The organism is Paenibacillus sp. SEL3, from assembly GCF_054602585.1.
Window position 1 is genome coordinate 2,792,882 of sequence record NZ_CM137725.1, and the last position, 17,725, is coordinate 2,810,606.

Annotated in this window: 20 protein-coding genes; 4 read left to right on the top strand and 16 right to left on the bottom strand. The window is 41.9% G+C overall.

What is annotated here, in order from left to right:
* Positions 1-45: 45 nt before the first annotated feature.
* The 10 genes from ACYCS5_RS12950 to ACYCS5_RS12995 form a co-directional block, all read right to left on the bottom strand.
* Complete coding sequence (locus ACYCS5_RS12950) at positions 46-1,773, bottom strand: adenine deaminase C-terminal domain-containing protein (RefSeq protein WP_029518626.1); 1,728 nt, start codon at positions 1,771-1,773, stop codon at positions 46-48.
* Between the two features lie 28 nt (positions 1,774-1,801).
* Positions 1,802-2,860, bottom strand: a complete 1,059-nt coding sequence (locus tag ACYCS5_RS12955; RefSeq protein WP_459761167.1) for an ABC transporter ATP-binding protein — start codon at positions 2,858-2,860, stop codon at positions 1,802-1,804.
* Between the two features lie 16 nt (positions 2,861-2,876).
* Positions 2,877-3,665 (bottom strand): ABC transporter permease, encoded by a 789-nt coding sequence (locus ACYCS5_RS12960; protein ID WP_013312456.1) that lies wholly within the window; start codon positions 3,663-3,665, stop codon positions 2,877-2,879.
* A 6-nt stretch (positions 3,666-3,671) separates the two neighbouring features.
* On the bottom strand, positions 3,672-4,493 hold the full coding sequence (locus ACYCS5_RS12965) for an ABC transporter permease (RefSeq protein ID WP_013312457.1): 822 nt from the start codon (positions 4,491-4,493) through the stop codon (positions 3,672-3,674).
* Between the two features lie 27 nt (positions 4,494-4,520).
* Positions 4,521-5,450, bottom strand: a complete 930-nt coding sequence (locus tag ACYCS5_RS12970) for a nucleoside hydrolase (RefSeq protein WP_165145963.1) — start codon at positions 5,448-5,450, stop codon at positions 4,521-4,523.
* The gene (locus ACYCS5_RS12975; protein ID WP_165145960.1) at positions 5,450-6,523 is read right to left on the bottom strand and encodes an ABC transporter substrate-binding protein; all 1,074 of its coding nucleotides are present in this window, start codon (positions 6,521-6,523) and stop codon (positions 5,450-5,452) included. Before ACYCS5_RS12975 ends, ACYCS5_RS12970 begins: the two co-directional genes overlap by 1 nt.
* Positions 6,524-6,697: 174 nt before the next feature.
* Entirely contained in the window at positions 6,698-7,042 is a 345-nt protein-coding gene (locus ACYCS5_RS12980; RefSeq protein WP_029518631.1) for a hypothetical protein, read from the bottom strand.
* A 400-nt stretch (positions 7,043-7,442) separates the two neighbouring features.
* Positions 7,443-7,754, bottom strand: a complete 312-nt coding sequence (locus ACYCS5_RS12985) for a hypothetical protein (RefSeq protein ID WP_165145957.1) — start codon at positions 7,752-7,754, stop codon at positions 7,443-7,445.
* Between the two features lie 32 nt (positions 7,755-7,786).
* On the bottom strand, positions 7,787-8,083 hold the full coding sequence (locus ACYCS5_RS12990; protein WP_039271722.1) for a WXG100 family type VII secretion target: 297 nt from the start codon (positions 8,081-8,083) through the stop codon (positions 7,787-7,789).
* A gap of 39 nt (positions 8,084-8,122) precedes the next feature.
* Positions 8,123-9,586, bottom strand: a complete 1,464-nt coding sequence (locus tag ACYCS5_RS12995) for a hypothetical protein (RefSeq protein WP_165145954.1) — start codon at positions 9,584-9,586, stop codon at positions 8,123-8,125.
* Between the two features lie 82 nt (positions 9,587-9,668).
* Here ACYCS5_RS12995 and ACYCS5_RS13000 point away from each other — a divergent pair, with 82 nt between their 5' ends.
* The 4 genes from ACYCS5_RS13000 to ACYCS5_RS13015 all read left to right on the top strand — a co-directional run bounded on the left by ACYCS5_RS13000 (position 9,669) and on the right by ACYCS5_RS13015 (position 11,664).
* Positions 9,669-10,025, top strand: coding sequence for a hypothetical protein (locus ACYCS5_RS13000; protein WP_165145952.1), 357 nt, complete (start codon positions 9,669-9,671; stop codon positions 10,023-10,025).
* Between the two features lie 357 nt (positions 10,026-10,382).
* Positions 10,383-10,739 (top strand): hypothetical protein, encoded by a 357-nt coding sequence (locus ACYCS5_RS13005; RefSeq protein WP_165145949.1) that lies wholly within the window; start codon positions 10,383-10,385, stop codon positions 10,737-10,739.
* Between the two features lie 189 nt (positions 10,740-10,928).
* On the top strand, positions 10,929-11,273 hold the full coding sequence (locus ACYCS5_RS13010; RefSeq protein ID WP_029518635.1) for a hypothetical protein: 345 nt from the start codon (positions 10,929-10,931) through the stop codon (positions 11,271-11,273).
* Positions 11,257-11,664, top strand: a complete 408-nt coding sequence (locus ACYCS5_RS13015) for a hypothetical protein (protein ID WP_238437811.1) — start codon at positions 11,257-11,259, stop codon at positions 11,662-11,664. Before ACYCS5_RS13010 ends, ACYCS5_RS13015 begins: the two co-directional genes overlap by 17 nt.
* 64 nt (positions 11,665-11,728) lie before the next feature.
* Here the strand turns inward: ACYCS5_RS13015 and ACYCS5_RS13020 are convergent, their stop codons facing one another.
* The 6 genes from ACYCS5_RS13020 to ACYCS5_RS13045 form a co-directional block, all read right to left on the bottom strand.
* Complete coding sequence (locus ACYCS5_RS13020; RefSeq protein WP_023990839.1) at positions 11,729-11,875, bottom strand: hypothetical protein; 147 nt, start codon at positions 11,873-11,875, stop codon at positions 11,729-11,731.
* Positions 11,876-11,902: 27 nt separating this feature from the next.
* Complete coding sequence (locus tag ACYCS5_RS13025) at positions 11,903-13,297, bottom strand: hypothetical protein (protein WP_459761168.1); 1,395 nt, start codon at positions 13,295-13,297, stop codon at positions 11,903-11,905.
* Between the two features lie 21 nt (positions 13,298-13,318).
* The gene (locus ACYCS5_RS13030; RefSeq protein ID WP_459761169.1) at positions 13,319-15,346 is read right to left on the bottom strand and encodes a polysaccharide deacetylase family protein; all 2,028 of its coding nucleotides are present in this window, start codon (positions 15,344-15,346) and stop codon (positions 13,319-13,321) included.
* A 17-nt stretch (positions 15,347-15,363) separates the two neighbouring features.
* Positions 15,364-15,621, bottom strand: coding sequence for a hypothetical protein (locus tag ACYCS5_RS13035; protein ID WP_459761170.1), 258 nt, complete (start codon positions 15,619-15,621; stop codon positions 15,364-15,366).
* A 17-nt stretch (positions 15,622-15,638) separates the two neighbouring features.
* Positions 15,639-16,352, bottom strand: coding sequence for a hypothetical protein (locus ACYCS5_RS13040; protein WP_459761171.1), 714 nt, complete (start codon positions 16,350-16,352; stop codon positions 15,639-15,641).
* 155 nt (positions 16,353-16,507) lie between these two features.
* Entirely contained in the window at positions 16,508-17,701 is a 1,194-nt protein-coding gene (locus tag ACYCS5_RS13045) for a hypothetical protein (RefSeq protein WP_459761172.1), read from the bottom strand.
* Between the last annotated feature and the right edge of the window lie 24 nt (positions 17,702-17,725).

Genomic DNA, 17,725 nt, shown 5'->3' on the forward strand with positions numbered 1-17,725 from the left:
TGTCTACTCTATAGGGTACAGTTTATAAGAGGGTCGGCTCTTTTATTATTCTTGCATCTCTGAAGTTTCCACGATTAAAGGTACAACCTTGCCAGCATTTACATCAATCAGGCCGTGATCGGTAATTTTCAAGGCCGGGCTGACCGGCAAAGAATGCGTGCTCAGCGACATGATTGGATTGTAATGGCGATAGCCCAGCGACAGCAAGGCTGAACGCAGCTCCTTCACATGCGCCGCAACCATTTCCAGCGGTCCTTCTGTTAAGATCCCGCCTACGGTTAAAGGCAAATGGGACAGCACCTTGCCATTTTCAACTACGCAAAAACCGCCTTGGCTGGCAAGAACCGTATTCGCGGCCAGTATCATATCTTGCTTGTTATGCCCTACGACCAGCAAGTTATGGTTATCGTGCGAATAGGTGGTTGCCACTGCCCCACGTTTAATCGTATCTCCCCCGATCAAACCGTAAGCACGGTTGCCATTCTTTCCATACCTCTCAAACGTAGCAATCAGTCCATGTTCACCATGTTCCCATACCAGTTCCCCCTGCTCTACTTGTGCAGGTGCAATCCGTTCACTTGTAAAAGTAGAGCCATCTTTGACCATCATAACACGGCATTGATGTGTGCCATCAGCTACATCCATCTTTACAGTAAAATCCTGCTCCGTGAGGGGATTGAGCTTCACACTTTGATAAAAGTGGGCGGGGAAGCGGCATTTTATTGGTGCTTGATGGTATTCCTCGAACTTATCGAATACCTTGAGTCCGTCCTTATAGACTTGCTCCACATCAAATTGACCAAGATCCGACAGCAGTACAAAGTCAGCTATTTTTCCCGGTGCAATGGTTCCGCGGTCATGCATACGCATCCGTGCAGCAGGAGTAAACGTAGCTGCATAAATGGCATCCTCAGGCTTCATGCCCATTCCGATTGCTTTACTTACAATATGGTTTAGATGCCCTCGCTCTACGAAAGAGTCTGGCATCACATCATCCGTTACAAAGCAAAAATGTTGTGCCACATCTTCCTGAATAAGATAGTCCATCACTTCAGGGGTCATGGATTTTTCCTGGATTTCAATAAACATCCCCGCAGCCATCCGCGCCTTCATACCTTCAATACTTTGGTGAGTATGGTCTGAGCCTATCCCCGCATAGATCAACTGATGCAGGTCCAGATCAAGCAACTGTGGCGTATGACCTTCAATGATCAGCTCCGGGTAGTGCTCACGAACATGGCGTAAGATGCGATTCGTCTTGCTCTCCGGATCACGAATGACATCCACATAGTTCATAATTTCACCCAGGCAGATCATTTCACCCGTTTGCAGCAGCGCATCAATCTCGGGAATACCGATCTCGCCTCCTGAGGTTTCGAGCGGTGTTGCCGGGACGGAGCTTGGGATGCCGTAGAACATATCAGCCACGCAATCCTTGCTGGCTTCCATCATTTCCTGGACGCCTTCCAATCCGAAAACATTCGCCATTTCGTGCGGTTCTGGTACAATCGTCGTTATCCCATTGCGAATCAGTCCATAGGAAAAGGTTGCCGGTGTCACCATTGTGCTTTCGATATGCAAATGGATGTCGATCAGGCCGGGAATCATATATTTCCCGTGCCCTTCGACAATTTCAGCAGCCTCGAAAGACTCCAGACCACGCTGACCGATATACATAAACTTGCCATCAAGTATAGCTACATTACCTTCTTCGAACGTCTTGTAGTAACTGTTATACACCTTAACTTGTAAAATCATTTTGTCTGCACGCATGATGTATCTCCTTCATCGAACCCGCTGATTATTGGACCAGCACCATTTTATCTGCCGGAAAATGCAGGGTAACTCGCTGACCACTCAGGTAGGGCGTATCCATTTCCTGATTAGCCGTAAAGTTGCCTTTCGCCGTTTCTACCACATACTGATAGCTACGCCCCAGGTAAGTACTTACCTTAATAATACCGGGGAGCTCATTTTCTCCTGTCTCGTTGCCTTCTGTTCGAATGACCAAATCATCCGGACGAATAGCGCCCTGACGAGCACCCAGCTGGGCCGTACCCTGATTACGCGCTACGCCGAATGAAAGATCACCTGTATTCAGTCGAATACGATCCCCTTCTTCAGTACGCTCGTCAAAGCTTAGAAAATTATTAAACCCAATAAAACGGGCGACAAATTCGGTCGTCGGATATTTAAAAATGGTCGATGGAGCATCTAATTGTTCGATGTTCCCCTTATTCATAATCGCAACCTGGTCAGAAATCGAAAAACATTCCTCCTGATCATGCGATACGTATACAGTAGTGATGCCCAGTTCCTGTTGAATACGGCGGATTTCCACACGCATATTTACACGCAGGTTAGCATCCAAGTTACTCAGAGGTTCATCAAACAACAGCAGATCGGGTTCAATCACAAGCGCTCGCGCAATCGCAACACGTTGACGCTGTCCGCCTGACAATTCACCAGGGAAACGTTTTTCAAATCCCCTCAGGCTAACCGTATCCAGCATCGTCATAACGCGGCGCTTCACATCATCTTCCTTTACTTTGCGTAACCGCAAACCAAAGGCAACATTATCAAAAACAGACAAATGTGGGAAGAGTGCATAACTTTGAAATACAAAGCCGAAGTTCCGTTTATTCACCGGAACCCGAGTATAATCCTTATCGCCAAATAAAAATGTTCCTTGTTTAGCTTCGAGAAATCCTGCAATGAGACGAAGTGTGGTCGTTTTGCCACAACCACTCGGTCCGAGCAACGAGAGCAATTGCCCCCGTTCGAGCTGCAAATCGAAATCCTGCAAGATCAGTTGGTTGTCATAAGCGACCGATACGCGATCCAGAGTAAGCAGTGCCATAAGGTTGAAGCCTCCATTACCTTTTAGTGAAGTAAGACAATCCCATCAGTCGTTCAATCAAGAACATCAGGATACCGGTCAAAATCATCAGCATAACCGAAATCGCCGCTATCGTCGGGTCAAAATAATTTTCGACGTAAGTCAGCATTTGAATGGGCAGGGTGCTGAAGCCCGGTCCTGTCATGAAGACGGAAATGTCGACATTGTTGAATGATTCCAGAAAGGCAATCAGGATAGCCGCAATAATGCCTGAGCGGATGTTGGGCAGAACCACTTTGAAAAAGGTTTCCAGCCGTCCAGCCCCCAAACTAAGCGCTGCTTCCTCAATCGCAAAATCAAAGTTAGACAAACTGGATGCAATGACTCTAATAATGAACGGCAACATAATCACCGTATGTCCGATCAATAGTCCAGCATATACTGGTAAATGGTAAACTATGATCAAATAGCGCAGCAGTGTAAAACCAAGCACAATACCCGGTATGAGCAACGGAGAAAGGAACAAAGCATTCAGCGCATCCTTCCCGCGAAACGAAAAACGACTAAGCGCATAGGCGGCAGGCATACCGATCAGTAGTGCCAAAATGTTGCCTAGCAGAGAGACCACAATGGACGTTTTGAACGTGGACATAAACAAATCCACTTCAAAAATATTTTCATACCAGCGCAGGGAAAAGCCCTGCGGAGGGAATTTTAATACCGTGCCCGGCTCGAAAGAAGTGACCGATATGATCAACAGCGGACCGAGCAGAAAGATGAAGACCAGCAGGCTAAAGAAGCCTAGTCCGTAATGTTTCTCCCGCATATCCACCTACCCCTTCGGATTGAGTTTATGGGCCGCCTTATTTAAGAGACCGACCACGATAAATGTAATAACAATCATAATTGTTGCAATAACAGACGCTAAAAACCAGTCGTTTAGCGTCATCGCGTTCTGATACAAAAATGTAGCGATAACCCGCTGTTTTCCTCCAAGTAGTGCTGGTGTCGTATATGCAGTCAGGCTGCCCACGAAAACGAGAATGCTTCCAATGATCAGGCCAGGCACAGACAGCGGAAATACGATTTTACGAAATGCGCTGAATCTGGAGGCCCCGAGGCTCTGAGCAGCATGAACAAGATCACCGTCGATATTTTCGAGTACACCAATCAGTGAAATAATCATCAGCGGTAAAAACAAATGAACCAGACCAATAATCATCGCTGCCGGAGTATACAAAATATTCAGCGGCTCATCTACAAGTCCTAAACCGATGAGCACGTTATTTAACAGTCCCTTGCGACCCAGAATGACCATCCAGCTGAATGACCGCACCACCGGACTCGTCAACAAGGGGAAGATAGCCAGCGCTAACAAAATCCCTTTACGACGCGGGGCCTTTTGCGAAATATAATAAGCCGTCGGGAAGCCAAGTAATACGCACACGAGTGTCGTTACGACACTGACTTCCAGCGTAGTCAGCAATATTTTCAGAAAGTAAGGGTCCTTGAAGAAATGGAGATAGCCTTCTAGGGTGAATGAGCTGTTCTGTACGAAGGTCGAACCGATCGTCAACACAATCGGAATGACCATGAACACCGCCAGAAAGAGCAGACCTGGCAGCAGCAGCCAATACAAGTATGTTTTCTTCATGGGTAGCTCCTTGCGGTTATCAAAATGTTATTCCTTATTCAGCACCTGGATAAACAGCTCCAGAAAAGCTTCGCTGTCCACCTGTTCGCATACATTCATATTGGGGCTATGATTGAGGCGGTTCTGCACATCGCCCACCGTTTGTCCGTCACATATACGACTGGAGGTTTCCACGTCAACATACAACGACGAGGTATCGACTAACCTCGAATTCAATGCGACACCTACGGCAAGCGGGTCATGAAGCGCACAGGCTTTTACCCCGTTGCGTTCTTCATAACGCTTGGTATAAACGGACGTGCTTTCAGCTACATAATTACGAATTGCTGGGCGGGTCAGACGAGCAATATGATCCGCAGTCAGCAGAGCCTTCCGTGTTACATCCAGTCCCACCTGTATCAACCGACCAAATCCCGCATGAAATACGATTCGTGCGGCTTCAGGGTCAGCATACATGTTGTACTCCGCTACAGGTGTAATATTGCCGCACCCGTGAATAACACCGCCCATAAAAATGACTTCATCGACGTGATCCGTCAGTTCGGGACACTTCAGCAGCGCCAGTGCCAGATTGGTGAGTGGCCCGGTGCAAATGAGCGTCACTTCCCCCGGGTGAGCCATCACGGTGTCAATAATGATATCCGATGCAAAACCTTCGGACGCAGACATGGCTGGGACTACTCCACTCAGTGCGCCTCCAATGCCGTCTTCTCCATGGACACGATGCTCGTGCAGGCCTTTACGTATTAAGGGGGCCTCCGCCCCCCGATAAACCGGAATATCCGGTCTATCCAAAAGGTCGAGGATTTTGCATGTGTTCAATGTTGCTTGTTTAAGTGAAACATTACCGCATACCGTAGTAATCGCTTGGATATCCAGCTGACCACTTTTGGCGGCTAGTAAAATACCCAACGCATCATCAATGCCCGTATCTACATCTAATATAACCTTCTTCATTATTGTGCAACTTCCCGGTTCCAGCGATCTGTCCATGCCTTGATATGATCGTTAACGAACTTCATATCCAGCTTGGTCAGCTTGTTCACTACCTCTGTACCGTACGTAATTCCCTCTGTATCCGCACCGGACAGTACCACCTGCGTATTCACCGGGGAATCAACCTTTGCCTTGGCAGACTTTTCTTGAACTTCCTTACTCAGCTGCCAGTTGATAAATTCCTCAGCCAGTTCCTTCTGGTCGGAGCCTTTCACTACATTAATTGTGTTCATTACTGCGTATGCACCTTCACTAGGAGCTACAAATTTCGCTCCTGGCACAGCCGCCTGCAAATCTTTGAAGTACATTTCCATGATTGGACCGCCGGCAATTTCTTGTTGACTAAACATGTTCACAAACTCAGATGTTTTGCTATAAAACTTAACGATATTCGGACTCAGCTCTTTCAGTTTTCCGAAGGCTTGGTCTTCATTAAACTCCTTACTACCCGCTACCTTGGAGGCTGCATCTACCATCATCGGTCCGGCAGTCGCCGTAATATTCGGCAAAGTCACGTTTCCTTTGAACTCAGTTCCCCACAGGTCAGCCCAAGAGGTCACATTCTTTTTCACCAGCTCCGGATTATAGGCAATACCGAGACGCCCGACCGTATAAGCAGGACCATACTCCTCACCCAGCGGTGCTTTGGCAATATCATAAATTTGGTTCAGGTTCGGCACCTTGCTGCGATCCAGCTTCTCAAACAATCCCTGTTGGATTCCTTGTTGAGCATAATAATCGGACAGATAAATCAGATCGACGTCTGTGCTGCCTTGACTGATTTTGTTCAACCGTTCCGCGTTATTTCCAATTTCGACCACGATATCAACGTTATGTTCTTTTTCAAAAGGCTCGTACACTTCTTTGTTAAAAAAGTCCTCGGAAAAGCCCCATGTGGAAATAACTAGTTTCTTTTTCCCATCAGCTAAACCATCTTTTCCATCTGTCTGACCGCCAGTAGCATTACTGCCGCAACCTGCCAGTACCACGGATGCCAAGGTCACAGCCATAAACCCTTTAAACCATTTCTTCATATGAAACTCCCCCTATTTTTTATTATGCACACCTTATGACACAAAAAAGAAAAGTACTCTTGTAAAACAAGAATACTTTTCTTCGTAAACAAAGAATAAGTTGATCCCGCTGCGCGTTATAACAGGTTCTCCCCTCAGATAGATCCGAAGCGAAAAGCCGAATATCCAATTTTATTAGGATTCCTTCAGAATGATGTTCGTAATAGCCCACTGCGTTGCTGAATCATAATCACGCAGTAAAGCATCTATATCGAGCTCCATATCCTCAATCAGCTTCTCGCGAAGTCTCTTCTTGTACAGCATGGACATTCGGAAATCCACTTCCAGCTTCAAGCCGGGGGCTTCCACTTCCAATGCCGCCGAGCGTGGAGAACGCCGGTGCTTCGCCACAAAGGTAACAATGTTGTTCTCAACGGTGGCCCGCAGCAGCGTGGTCCCGAAGCCGAACAGTTCCTTTGAAACTTCATTGTAAATCTGGCACATCCGCTTCTTGCTTTCGTTACTGTCGAGCAGCGTCATGAACCCACCCTCATCAGCATATTACGTACAATCAATCTTTCAACACGATAGATTATACATAAATATACGATAAATAGCAAACAAAAATCCCTAATCCAATCACATATGATGCGAAAAAGCGAACAATATGTCGAACTTTGTAGCTTTTCAACATTTTTACACCTTTTTTAACTCATCCTCAAGCTTCCGAACGCTGCTATATTCGCCCACAGGGTAATTTAAGGTAGACTCCGGTAAATCTCTGGCCAAAAGTTTTATCGTTGTCATTCCAGAGGAAATTTTTTTCCTTCTACTATATATGTAGTTTTTACTTAAATGCATTTAACCGTACCCCGCGGGAGTCCCCTAGCGATTGTACGGTTTTTTTGTTATGTAGCTGACTGGCCAGATGGGAACCTCTTCAAGAAAAAGCCGATTGAATCCACGAGGACACTACAAGAGTAGCCGGCCACAGCAGCATAAAGTTAGCTATGATATACGCCTTCTTAAAAGCATAACGATGATAAAAATACCAACAGCTCCATGATATGAATATTCCTATCGGGTAGCTCATTATGACATAGGCAAAAATATAATTGCTGAGATAATCTCCAGCTGTTGGTGCATCGAAAGAAAATGCGACCACCATCAGCATGGCCTGATAGGCAAATAGCGTTAAGCCATAAACGATATTCAATATAAGTAAAATGACAAATGCATTTTGATCTTTCATGATGTTCTCCTAACTATTGCAGTCCGCCTGTATCACCATTGTGCAGCCCGTTTGCGTCTCTCCTCACGCCGATCAGCTTCTTCCATTTTGCGAATATAACGTTTCAACTGCTCTTTATGCTCGTCCAATTCTTGTATTCGTACCGTGGTTCCTTGGAGAAACACCTCCATTTTACGTGTTAATTCAGCAGCTGATTCTCCCCGCCATTCATGCAGCCTACCATATATATTTTTCATCTGCTGCTCCTGATGCTGAAGTCTTTGCTTTAGCTGCTCGCATTGCTGAACAGCCCTACGCAGATCCCCCAGGCTCAAAGATATTCTGCTCATCTCTTTCGCCTCCCGTTGTGTTCTTCCAGCTGCTCTTTCTTATTGATCCACCATCGTAAATTCCTGGCCCTTACGATCTATATATTCTGCTATCTCCGTAATCGATTCCTGATACCAGCGATTAATCCGATCTAACGTTGCCGTTGCACTATGCGCAAGCGGGGTCAAAGACTGACTTTCACTTGTCCCGATATGAGCCTGAAATAACTGAATGGACGCACGGGTATCACTGGAAAATCCATGCAAGCTAGAACGCATCTGATTAGCCGCATGCTTTAGCTCCTCAGGTGTTAATTGAATTGTGCCTGCATTCTTGTTGCCCACAAAATATGCCCCACCATGGGTGCGACCATCTTGTTGTCCTGCTCCCATCAAATTCACACCCAGTGCAGTAGCAGCAAACTGCCCGAAGGCCCCCATTTGTCCCCCATAGCGTTCAACCAGATCGCCCATGACTTCCTTGAGCTCTGCTCGCGCGGCCAGCATTTGCTCGTATGCCTGCACCCGTGGATTGCCTTCCACCAATTGACCGTCCATCGTGTACAGTGGATTGCTGATATTGCCATTTTCATCAAACGTAAAGTTTCCCATGCTATGAGTGTTCTCTCCACCTAATACAGAATTATAGAATTTGGTGAATGCATCTTGCTGTATCATAGGCAATGTAATCGGAACATAAACAATAGGAGTCCATTTTGGGCCAAGAATTAGTCTTTCCAATTCGGTTTTTCTTTCCAAGGGAATTGAAACAGGAATAGTAAACTTGGCTACATTGGCAGTCTTATAATCACTCCCAATATGATACGTTTCCCCCACATGTTGGTTAGCCTTAGTGGCTCCCCCACCAACACTATCTCCGGGATGGGCAAAAGCCACATTAGTCTTCTTGAATTCTCCTGCTTTTACCCTCTTTTGAAGATCTTCAGGCAATAAATGTACAATACCCGGAGCAGCAAAACTCACGGATGATAAACCATTTTTCACTGCAATATATTCTGCTTCTGCACCGCCTAAAGAATGGCCTGTCGTAGAAATTTCAGCAGCGGGGTACTTCTTCTTCACTTCGTCATACAGTGTTTGGGCTTTTGTAAATTGATTATCCTGATACTGTGACTCATACTGATGAAATGAACTTTGTACCTGTGGGGGGAGCTTTTTTATCTCTTCTTGATTATTTATATAATAATCGTGAACTTGATTTAAATTTTTCGCTCGTCCGCCCACAACATCGCTAATGTCCGTTCCTATGTCCATCGCTCTACTCCATATTGGTCTTCCCCCTGGTTCAGTTCCCCTATATCCTATAATCACCTGATTGCTATTCTCATTGTGAAAAACGGTCGCATCAAATCCAGAACCGTTCGTGTCATGTAATAGTTTTTCGTCTAAATCAACAACCCTCCAACCAGGAATATCTTCATTTTTATAAGTCTTTGGATCAATATCCAATAGGTAAGCCTCATCTGCTATCTTCCAGTATGTTTTTTCACTAATATACTGCAATTATTACCCCACCTTGTCTAATCACCTAATATATTATAAAGTTAGAAAAAGTTGATACTTTCAAAAAAGGAGCATCTAAAAATTGAAAAGAAAAAAAATTTGGGTTACTGCTCTCATCTTATTCTTCATCCTAGTAGGAGCTCTCTATTACATGCACTACGCATCAAATATAAAAAAAGAAGAAGCCGTTAGAACAGGTATACCTATTGGAAAAGAGTACATCAAAAAATACTATAGGGCTGATTTCATATTTAAGAGTTATGACTATGTAGGTAGCTATGTTAATAATACGGTTCATCTAATCGGCTATATAAAAGGACATGAAGATCAATCGATATCTATCGCTTACGATTTTGAAAAAAAAGAAGTGCTTAGTGTAACCGGACCGGATTGGTTCATTGACAGTCGATACCCTAAAAAGAATGTTCCACCATTTTAAATATCAAGATTTGTATGCAAAAAAAAAAACACATATGATTCATTCCAGTTCAAGAATATATTTTTCCAATCTAAGGAAGTGAAATCATTATAATACTTCCTGTTTACTTGCGGTATAGTTGAAAGTAAAAATAAGTATAAAGTCGTTGGTTACTGCATTTTGGGTCGCAGTTCATACCTAATAACGATTAGGACTTTGTAACTGTATGTTAGAAGAGATTTGCGTATATGAACACAATTTTTAAACGTTGTACCGAGCTAATCCTTTTATTAAATAAATGAGCTATCCTACTATTATTATAAAAAGCAGTAATGTTATGAGTTTATAGTCAGGAGATACTAAGGAGAAGAATTCAACTTGAAGAAGAAAAAGGATTGGGGAAGCATCTTTATAGTAGTTTCAATCCTCGTTGGAATCTTTTGTTACATGCAATATACGGAGGATGTACAAAAAGAAGAGTACGTCCAATCTGGCATACCTATTGGAAAAGAATACATTAGAAAACATTATAATGCCGAGTTTATATACAAAAATTACGACTTTATTGGCGGCTATGTTAACTCTACCGTTTATCTTCGTGGCTATATAAAAGGACATGAAGGTCAGATAATCTCACTAAATTACGACTATAAGAAAAAAAAGGTACTCTACGTAACTGGACCGGATTGGTTCATCGACAGTAGGAATCCTAATAAGATTGTTCCGCCATTCTAAAATCAAGTCTGTATTCAAATGCCCTCTAACAGATGACTTTTTCCTAAATATGAAGAAGTAATATCATTAAAATACTTCCTGTTACTGAGAGATATTTGCAACAAAAATAAGAACCACGTCATTGTTCACTGCATTCTGGTTGTAGTTCACATTAAATTATAAATAGCATGTTAGGGGAATGTTGCGTAAATGAACACAATCCTTAAATGTTGCACAGTTCTCATCATAATATTAACCATTCTGGGCGGTTGTGGTTTTTCTACCGCTCAAGAGGAAGAGGTAGTGGAGTCTGCTACTACTGTCAGTATCAAATATATTAAAACTCACTATAATACGGATTTCGTATTAAAAAATTACAATATTGAAGAAAACAGTGTCTTTGCAAGAGTACATCTTTACGGCTATATAAAAGGAAACGATACAGACTTAATTAGGATATCCTATGACTTGGACTCAAAAGAAATCGTCAATGTTACGGGACCGGATTGGTTTATTAATAGTAAGGTTATAGATAAGAATGCACCTTATTCCTAAGAAAGCTTATAGCATATTTAGCTCAATTTTAAGGAGAATACTTCAACTTGAAAAAGAAACAACTATGGCTTTTTGTCTTTATATCACTTGTCATTCTGCTAGGAGTTTTCTTTTACATGCAGTACGCATCGAATGCCAAAAAGAAGAAATCGTTCGGACAGGCATACCTATTGGAAAAGAGTACATTAAGGAATACTATAGGGCAGATTTCATATTTAAGAGTTATGACTATATAGGTAGCTATGTTAATAACACGATTTATCTAATCGGCTATATAAAAGGACATGAAGGTCACTCGATATCCATTGCTTACGATTTTGAAAAAAAAGAAGTCCTAGATGTATTAGGACCTGCTTGGTTCATCGACAGTAGGAATCCTAAAAAGAAGTAGAATATTGAACCATGATTGCAGAAAAGGCCCCTTAGGGGCCTCTTCCAGTCGTCGTTAGTCATATTTAGCGCTCTTCACCTTTGGTGCTATGCTTAGTTACATGAATAAAAGGATATTCGCCTTTGCTTATTTTACGTTTCCATTCTTGAATCATATCTTCCTGGGTTGGCGGTTTCTCGTTTACGATTGCTCCTGTAGTTACTTTAGCCATTGGTTTACCCTCTCTTGTTGATTTTAGTTATTGCGTCTTTATCTTTTCTCCAGTCATTTTGATGTTACCATTCATTTCTACCAAACTTGTTTTACATTTTAACCCGATGGCATCTTTTGCTGTGACCTGAATTGTGTTCCCCGCATTGAATACCAAATTTCCATCAGCCTTAACACGGATGTCCTTTTTACTCCGCAATTCAATGCCGTGGTCATCCAACAGTCGAATCACCACTTCATCGTCGTTCCCCGTGATTAAAATTTCATTTTTCTCAAAAATAATAGCTTTACGGTACTTGGTCATAAAGATCTTCGTGGACGGGTCCTGAATAAAGTCGCCCCCTTTGGATCTCTTGCGGATCGAATGAGTTACAATGGCGTCCTTTTCTTTAGCGGTCGGAAAGTAAATGTCTACAAAATCAAATAGCTCCGGCATGCAGTACCATCCTGTATTCCCTTCCGATGTATAAAATGTAGCCGTTGGGAAAGCGTAGGTTTCCTTGACATTCGGCTTGACCTTATCCATTTCATAAAAGAAAACCTTCACATGATCCTGCTCGATTCCAATGACCTTGGATTTCAATGACATGCCCCGAATGTCCTCATTTACAATCAAATCCTGTTTCATTCCATCCGCTGTAGTCAGCACATATTCATGCCACAAAGCACTATGTCGTATAAACGCAACCGATTGCAGGACGTATAATGCTTTCCCTTTAAATTTAACCTCCCCCCCAATTTGCAGCAGGACATCTCTAGCCCCTGTCGTTTGCACTTTATAATATAAAAGATCGTCATCCTTGCTGGCTCCTGGTTTGGTTTTTCTCGTCATGGAGTAGTTATACTGCCTGAGCTCAGGCTGATTGACGCCATCCGGCAATCCAAAATAAAACTGAGGTTTTTCACCAATCGGATCAGGTATTAGTCCCCAACCAAGCCGAGACGCTATACGTTTTAGAAACGACCAGTCCGTTTCGTCGTATTGCATCGTAAATTCCTGTAAAAGCTGATCTTTTAAGCGGCTCGTACAATTGGCTTTGGGATAGGATTTGAGTACATGTTCAAGTAATGCCTGCACCTTCATCTTCACATTTTGAAAGGATTGTTTATGAAGCACTTCATCCAGCTGGCTTGTATAGGAGAGGGCCTCGACGACCAAATAGGCTACATTGGACACCAACTTGATTCTGAACTGCGTGACTAATCCCCTAAATAATACACTCTGCTTTTGATCGTCATTCATATAAGAAACAACTAACTTCGCCCCTGCTTCCATATGATCTGTATATTCTTCCATTTGAGCATCCGTTAATACACCTGTCAAAACGACCTTCACATGCTCATTCATTTTCTGTACAACTTTAACTTTTGGATTTTTAAGAGATAAAACCGTTCCATTATACTTGATGATTGGATATCCCATGTTACCGCTCCCTTTTGTCGGTTAGTTTACGTTTATCCGTTGTTTGCTTACGTATTGAATGACATCTTTAATGGTTTGATTATGTCCCTGATCGTTAAGAGCCTCATCTAATGCAGAGAGAGTGGTAAAGGTTTTATTTTTTTTCTGAAAATAAATGTCCGCTATAGGGAATTCATCAACTCTACCAGGTCCATGAATCCCGTTGTCAACATCGGCAATGATGATAACATCCTTCAATCCATCCTTATTCACATCCTTGAAGGCCACTGCTTCTACTCCTCCGTAACGTGCAACCCACTCACGGTTCCCGTAGAAATCGGGGAATGGATACAGAATATGTCCTTGGTCATCCAATAGGAAGAAAAAGAATTTACGAAAACCTTCCGGATACCCATATGTGGATACAAACCGTACTTTCCCAAAGCCTTCGAAAGTAGTTTGAAAAGACTGCGACTCTTCAATTTCATATTGGTCGGTATTCAACTTTTCACCGCTAACTGTGGAAACAGACTGATCCTCAACGGAACTTAACTCACTCCATAGTTCCTCATTTTGCCTAATATTCTCTGGAATTTGTGCAAAACGAATTTCATACTCCGCATGGTCCCCTACCACATGTGCCATAGGTACACTCATCCCCAATGAATCATTTGTGAAATAACTAAACGATTCCATTTCTACTTCCGCAAGCGAACCTTTGGTTACATCCGCATTTGTTAACAATTGAATCAAATCATCTTTTGTGAAATCACCAATTAATCCTTGTTGCTCCGGCTGAACAGCTGTAATCTTCCCGCTTTTTATAAGCTCAATAAAAGGTTTCTCGACCTTTACCAGATCCCTCAACCTTATTCTTGAAACCTGCTTCATATCCAGGTTCGTCGTATAAAACATATGAGTAGGATAGGCTGCGTCCTTCACATAATGAATACCCGTATATTGAACACTCAAGAATCGTTCACTTTCTCGTTTGATCTCATAATCAATTTCGACATGGACTCCAGCATTGGAATCCGCATAGTTTTGTAATCCTTCTAAAGCATCAGCCTTAAGAATTTTGTTTAAAGATTTCTGCTTTGCAATATCCTTGAGTTTTATAATTTGAGGGTATTTAATCACGATCCCATTTTTTGAATATTCCTCTTGAATGAGTTCATAGCTTTGCCGTTCACTATGAGTATTCAAGGCAGTGCTATATTCGGAATCAATACGGACTTCTCCACTTTTGGAGAACTCAATGATAAGGTTTTGTTCAGAATCATCACTGTTTATGAAGAAACCATCGCCGTGGTCTAAAACCTCGATACCTATGCTATCATGTTGTCGACTCTCTAAAATAATGGGCTTATTCATATCCTTGTTCAGTTCCCACGCATCCGGAAGCTTCATCTTACCTACATTTATGCTTTTCTCCGTCCACTTTTGTCCAGACAACTCCCACAGATCAACAAATACGGGGTCTGGATGATATATGGAGACATACCCCCCTAACCACAACTGTATTCCTTGGTCTGAATCTCGGACCACGAAGTCTGTAGTCAATTCTGGCCCGCCATTCTCAATCATCTGAGCATGTACAAGTTGCTTCGAACTCCACCACTGAATAAATGTGTATTTATCTCCGATCGTACCTGTCACCGTTTTAGGTGCTCTATAATTCATAACCCTAACGTTTAGCTGCCCACTTTTTAACTGAAACGGTTTTGTTAAGATAGTGAGATTGTTATCGAACTTTTCTACTAATTCTCCATCCTTCATCTCTACACTTTTTGGCTCGATTAACAACAAATTAAATTCCTGTGTGAACTCCTCAAGCTTATTTTGTCTGGTATCATAATCCTTATTTTCATCGTTGACTATATGAAGTTTTTTCACTAACGTGTCCAGCTTTTTCGAAAAGGAAATCGTTTTATCTTCATTTTGGAGAGAAAGCGCATGATTTGTTTTAGTTGCTGGAGAATTTTGTTCCTTCATGCATCCATTCAGCGCTACACAGGAAATGAGTAGTAATAGGACGCAAGAAGCTCGCCCGTACTTCAAGTAATTCATGCTGGATATCACACTTTCTACGATTTATCGTTCATCTCTATACTCATAATCTTCCACTTGCCTGACTTTTTTTCTAATGTAAATAGAAGTCCTTTGTTTGATTCCTCTTCTTCTGAGCTACTCTTTACCAAAAACACCCGCTGATTAGCCTCATAAGCAATCTCTTTTACATTCAAGTCTAATCCTGTATAGTCCATAGCGGAAAAATCTATGATATCTTCAAAATGATTTTTCGGACTTGCTGACAACGCAGTGAATTCCGCCATTTCAGGCAAGTGTATCAAGAAGCGATTCATAAGATAATGATCTTCAAATAATTTTGGATAATATCTTTAGGAACCGTAGGGTTTACAAATTTTTTATTCTTATTTTCATATAGAACTTTTGTTTTTTCGGGTCCGCTGCTATCGAATTTCTGATATGTCATGATTGTATGTTGTTGAGTATCCTGAAAACGATAGTAACTCACATCCTCAAAAACACCATCTTTATTAATGTCCTCTAGCTTCCTGATTCCTTGCCCTGTTGCTTCTGGATAATTGTAATTCAGGTTGCTAATTCGGTTATGGCCTAAAGTAAATATAGAGAATCCTTCGGCCTCATCCACTTCGCTAGTGGAATATACTACGATAAACTTTTGTTCTGTTTGATCCAGCTTCATGATCTTCATGTCTGTATTAAGATGTGCAACTATAATTGGGTCCTCTAATTTACCAATGATGTGATAGCCAGCATCCTCTCGGACTACAAATACGTTGTCAATCACCCCTTTTTCTAACCCAAAAGCAAGCACGTATTCCGGCTTTCCATCAAGGTCCAAATCTTCTTTTGATATTTTCTGAAGCTGCTCATTTGGGGGCTGGATTTTCTTTATAAACTGATCTAATGTGTTAGAATCTATGGCGTAATTTTCATTTCTTTTATTAATCGGATTCACAATATTGCTATTCCGATCTTGTTTTTGAGCAGCAGACTCTGGTTCAGTCACAGCTTTTTTCTCTATCATTTGAGTGCTAGGTTTGATGGGTTCAACTGCTTGCTGCTTCTCATTCGTAGATTTTACGGAACATCCATTTAATAGCAGACTAAATAACAATATTAAAAATAGTATTGTATTTTGTTTTATAAAGTTGATTTCAAAAAACTCCCTTTTTGTATTAATCACTGTACGTTTATTCGTTGTTTGCTTACGTATTGAATGACATTTTGAAGTGTTCGGTTATGTCCAGTTTGATTGATACTCTTATCCAATTCAGGCAGGGTAGTGTATGTGTTATCTTTTTTCTGAAAGTAAACCTCTGCGACAGGCAGTGTCTCTATTCCGTGTGCATTAACTCCGGTGATATAATCAGCAATAATAACAATATCCGTACGTCCATCCTGATTCAAATCCTTAAAACTTACTGCTTTGATCCTATCAATCATTTTACCGTTGTTACCATAAAATTCGGGGAATTCGTACAGGATCTTGTTTTCCACATTTTTGTCACTGTTAACTTCCAAAAAAAACTTTGCTTGAATCAGATCATTCGTATCCTCATCTTTTAAAGTGGATATAAACTTTACTTCTCCCCATCCATTAAGAGTGGTGGTAAATGATTGTTCCCTTTGAATAGTATAAGGTTCCAGATCAGGGTCGGGCTGAGCATCCTCTTCTACATAATCAGCACTACGTTGCTGCTTTACGGATTTCTCCATGTTATATTCAATAAAAATATTATTTACTTTCTCTGTTTTAGTATCCCAATTAATACTCAAATGTAGGCCATTTTTGGAGTAAACCAGACTTCTATTTGTTATGGTACTTGGTTGACCGTAAAGTTGTAGCACTTTACCAAGGGTATCACCAATCTTCAATCCTCTTTTGGTTTTAAACTTGGGATTTTCCAAGCTCACGGCTACTAGATAACTTTCACCATCAACCGGTTCCTCCCCTTCAAATTCGATCTTAGATAGAACTACAAATCGAATTTCTGAATCTTCATAGTTAGGATAAGATAAGTTCCATCTTCGGTAGGTTCCATTCCCACTAATATATCCTCGATTGAAGCTATCGTATCCCTCACTGTAACCCCACTTATGGATAAGTTCTTTAATATCCGTATTCCTATCAATTTTGTGCGACCGATATGATATTGTGAAGTCCTCATCCTGAAGGGGCTTTGGATCGGCAGATACAACATTTTTGGCTTTGTCTGTTCCTTTCTCTGGATAGTAGCTAGAGCTTTCTTGCTTAGCTTTAGCAGTAGCTGTTTTCCCATTGTCATAAGTATTGATATCTGAAAGACTACATGCGGTTACTCCTAAAGCCAAAAAAGTCAATATAATAAAATAACCGTAACTTGGCTTGTACACTTCTTTTCCTCTTTTCGAATTTTA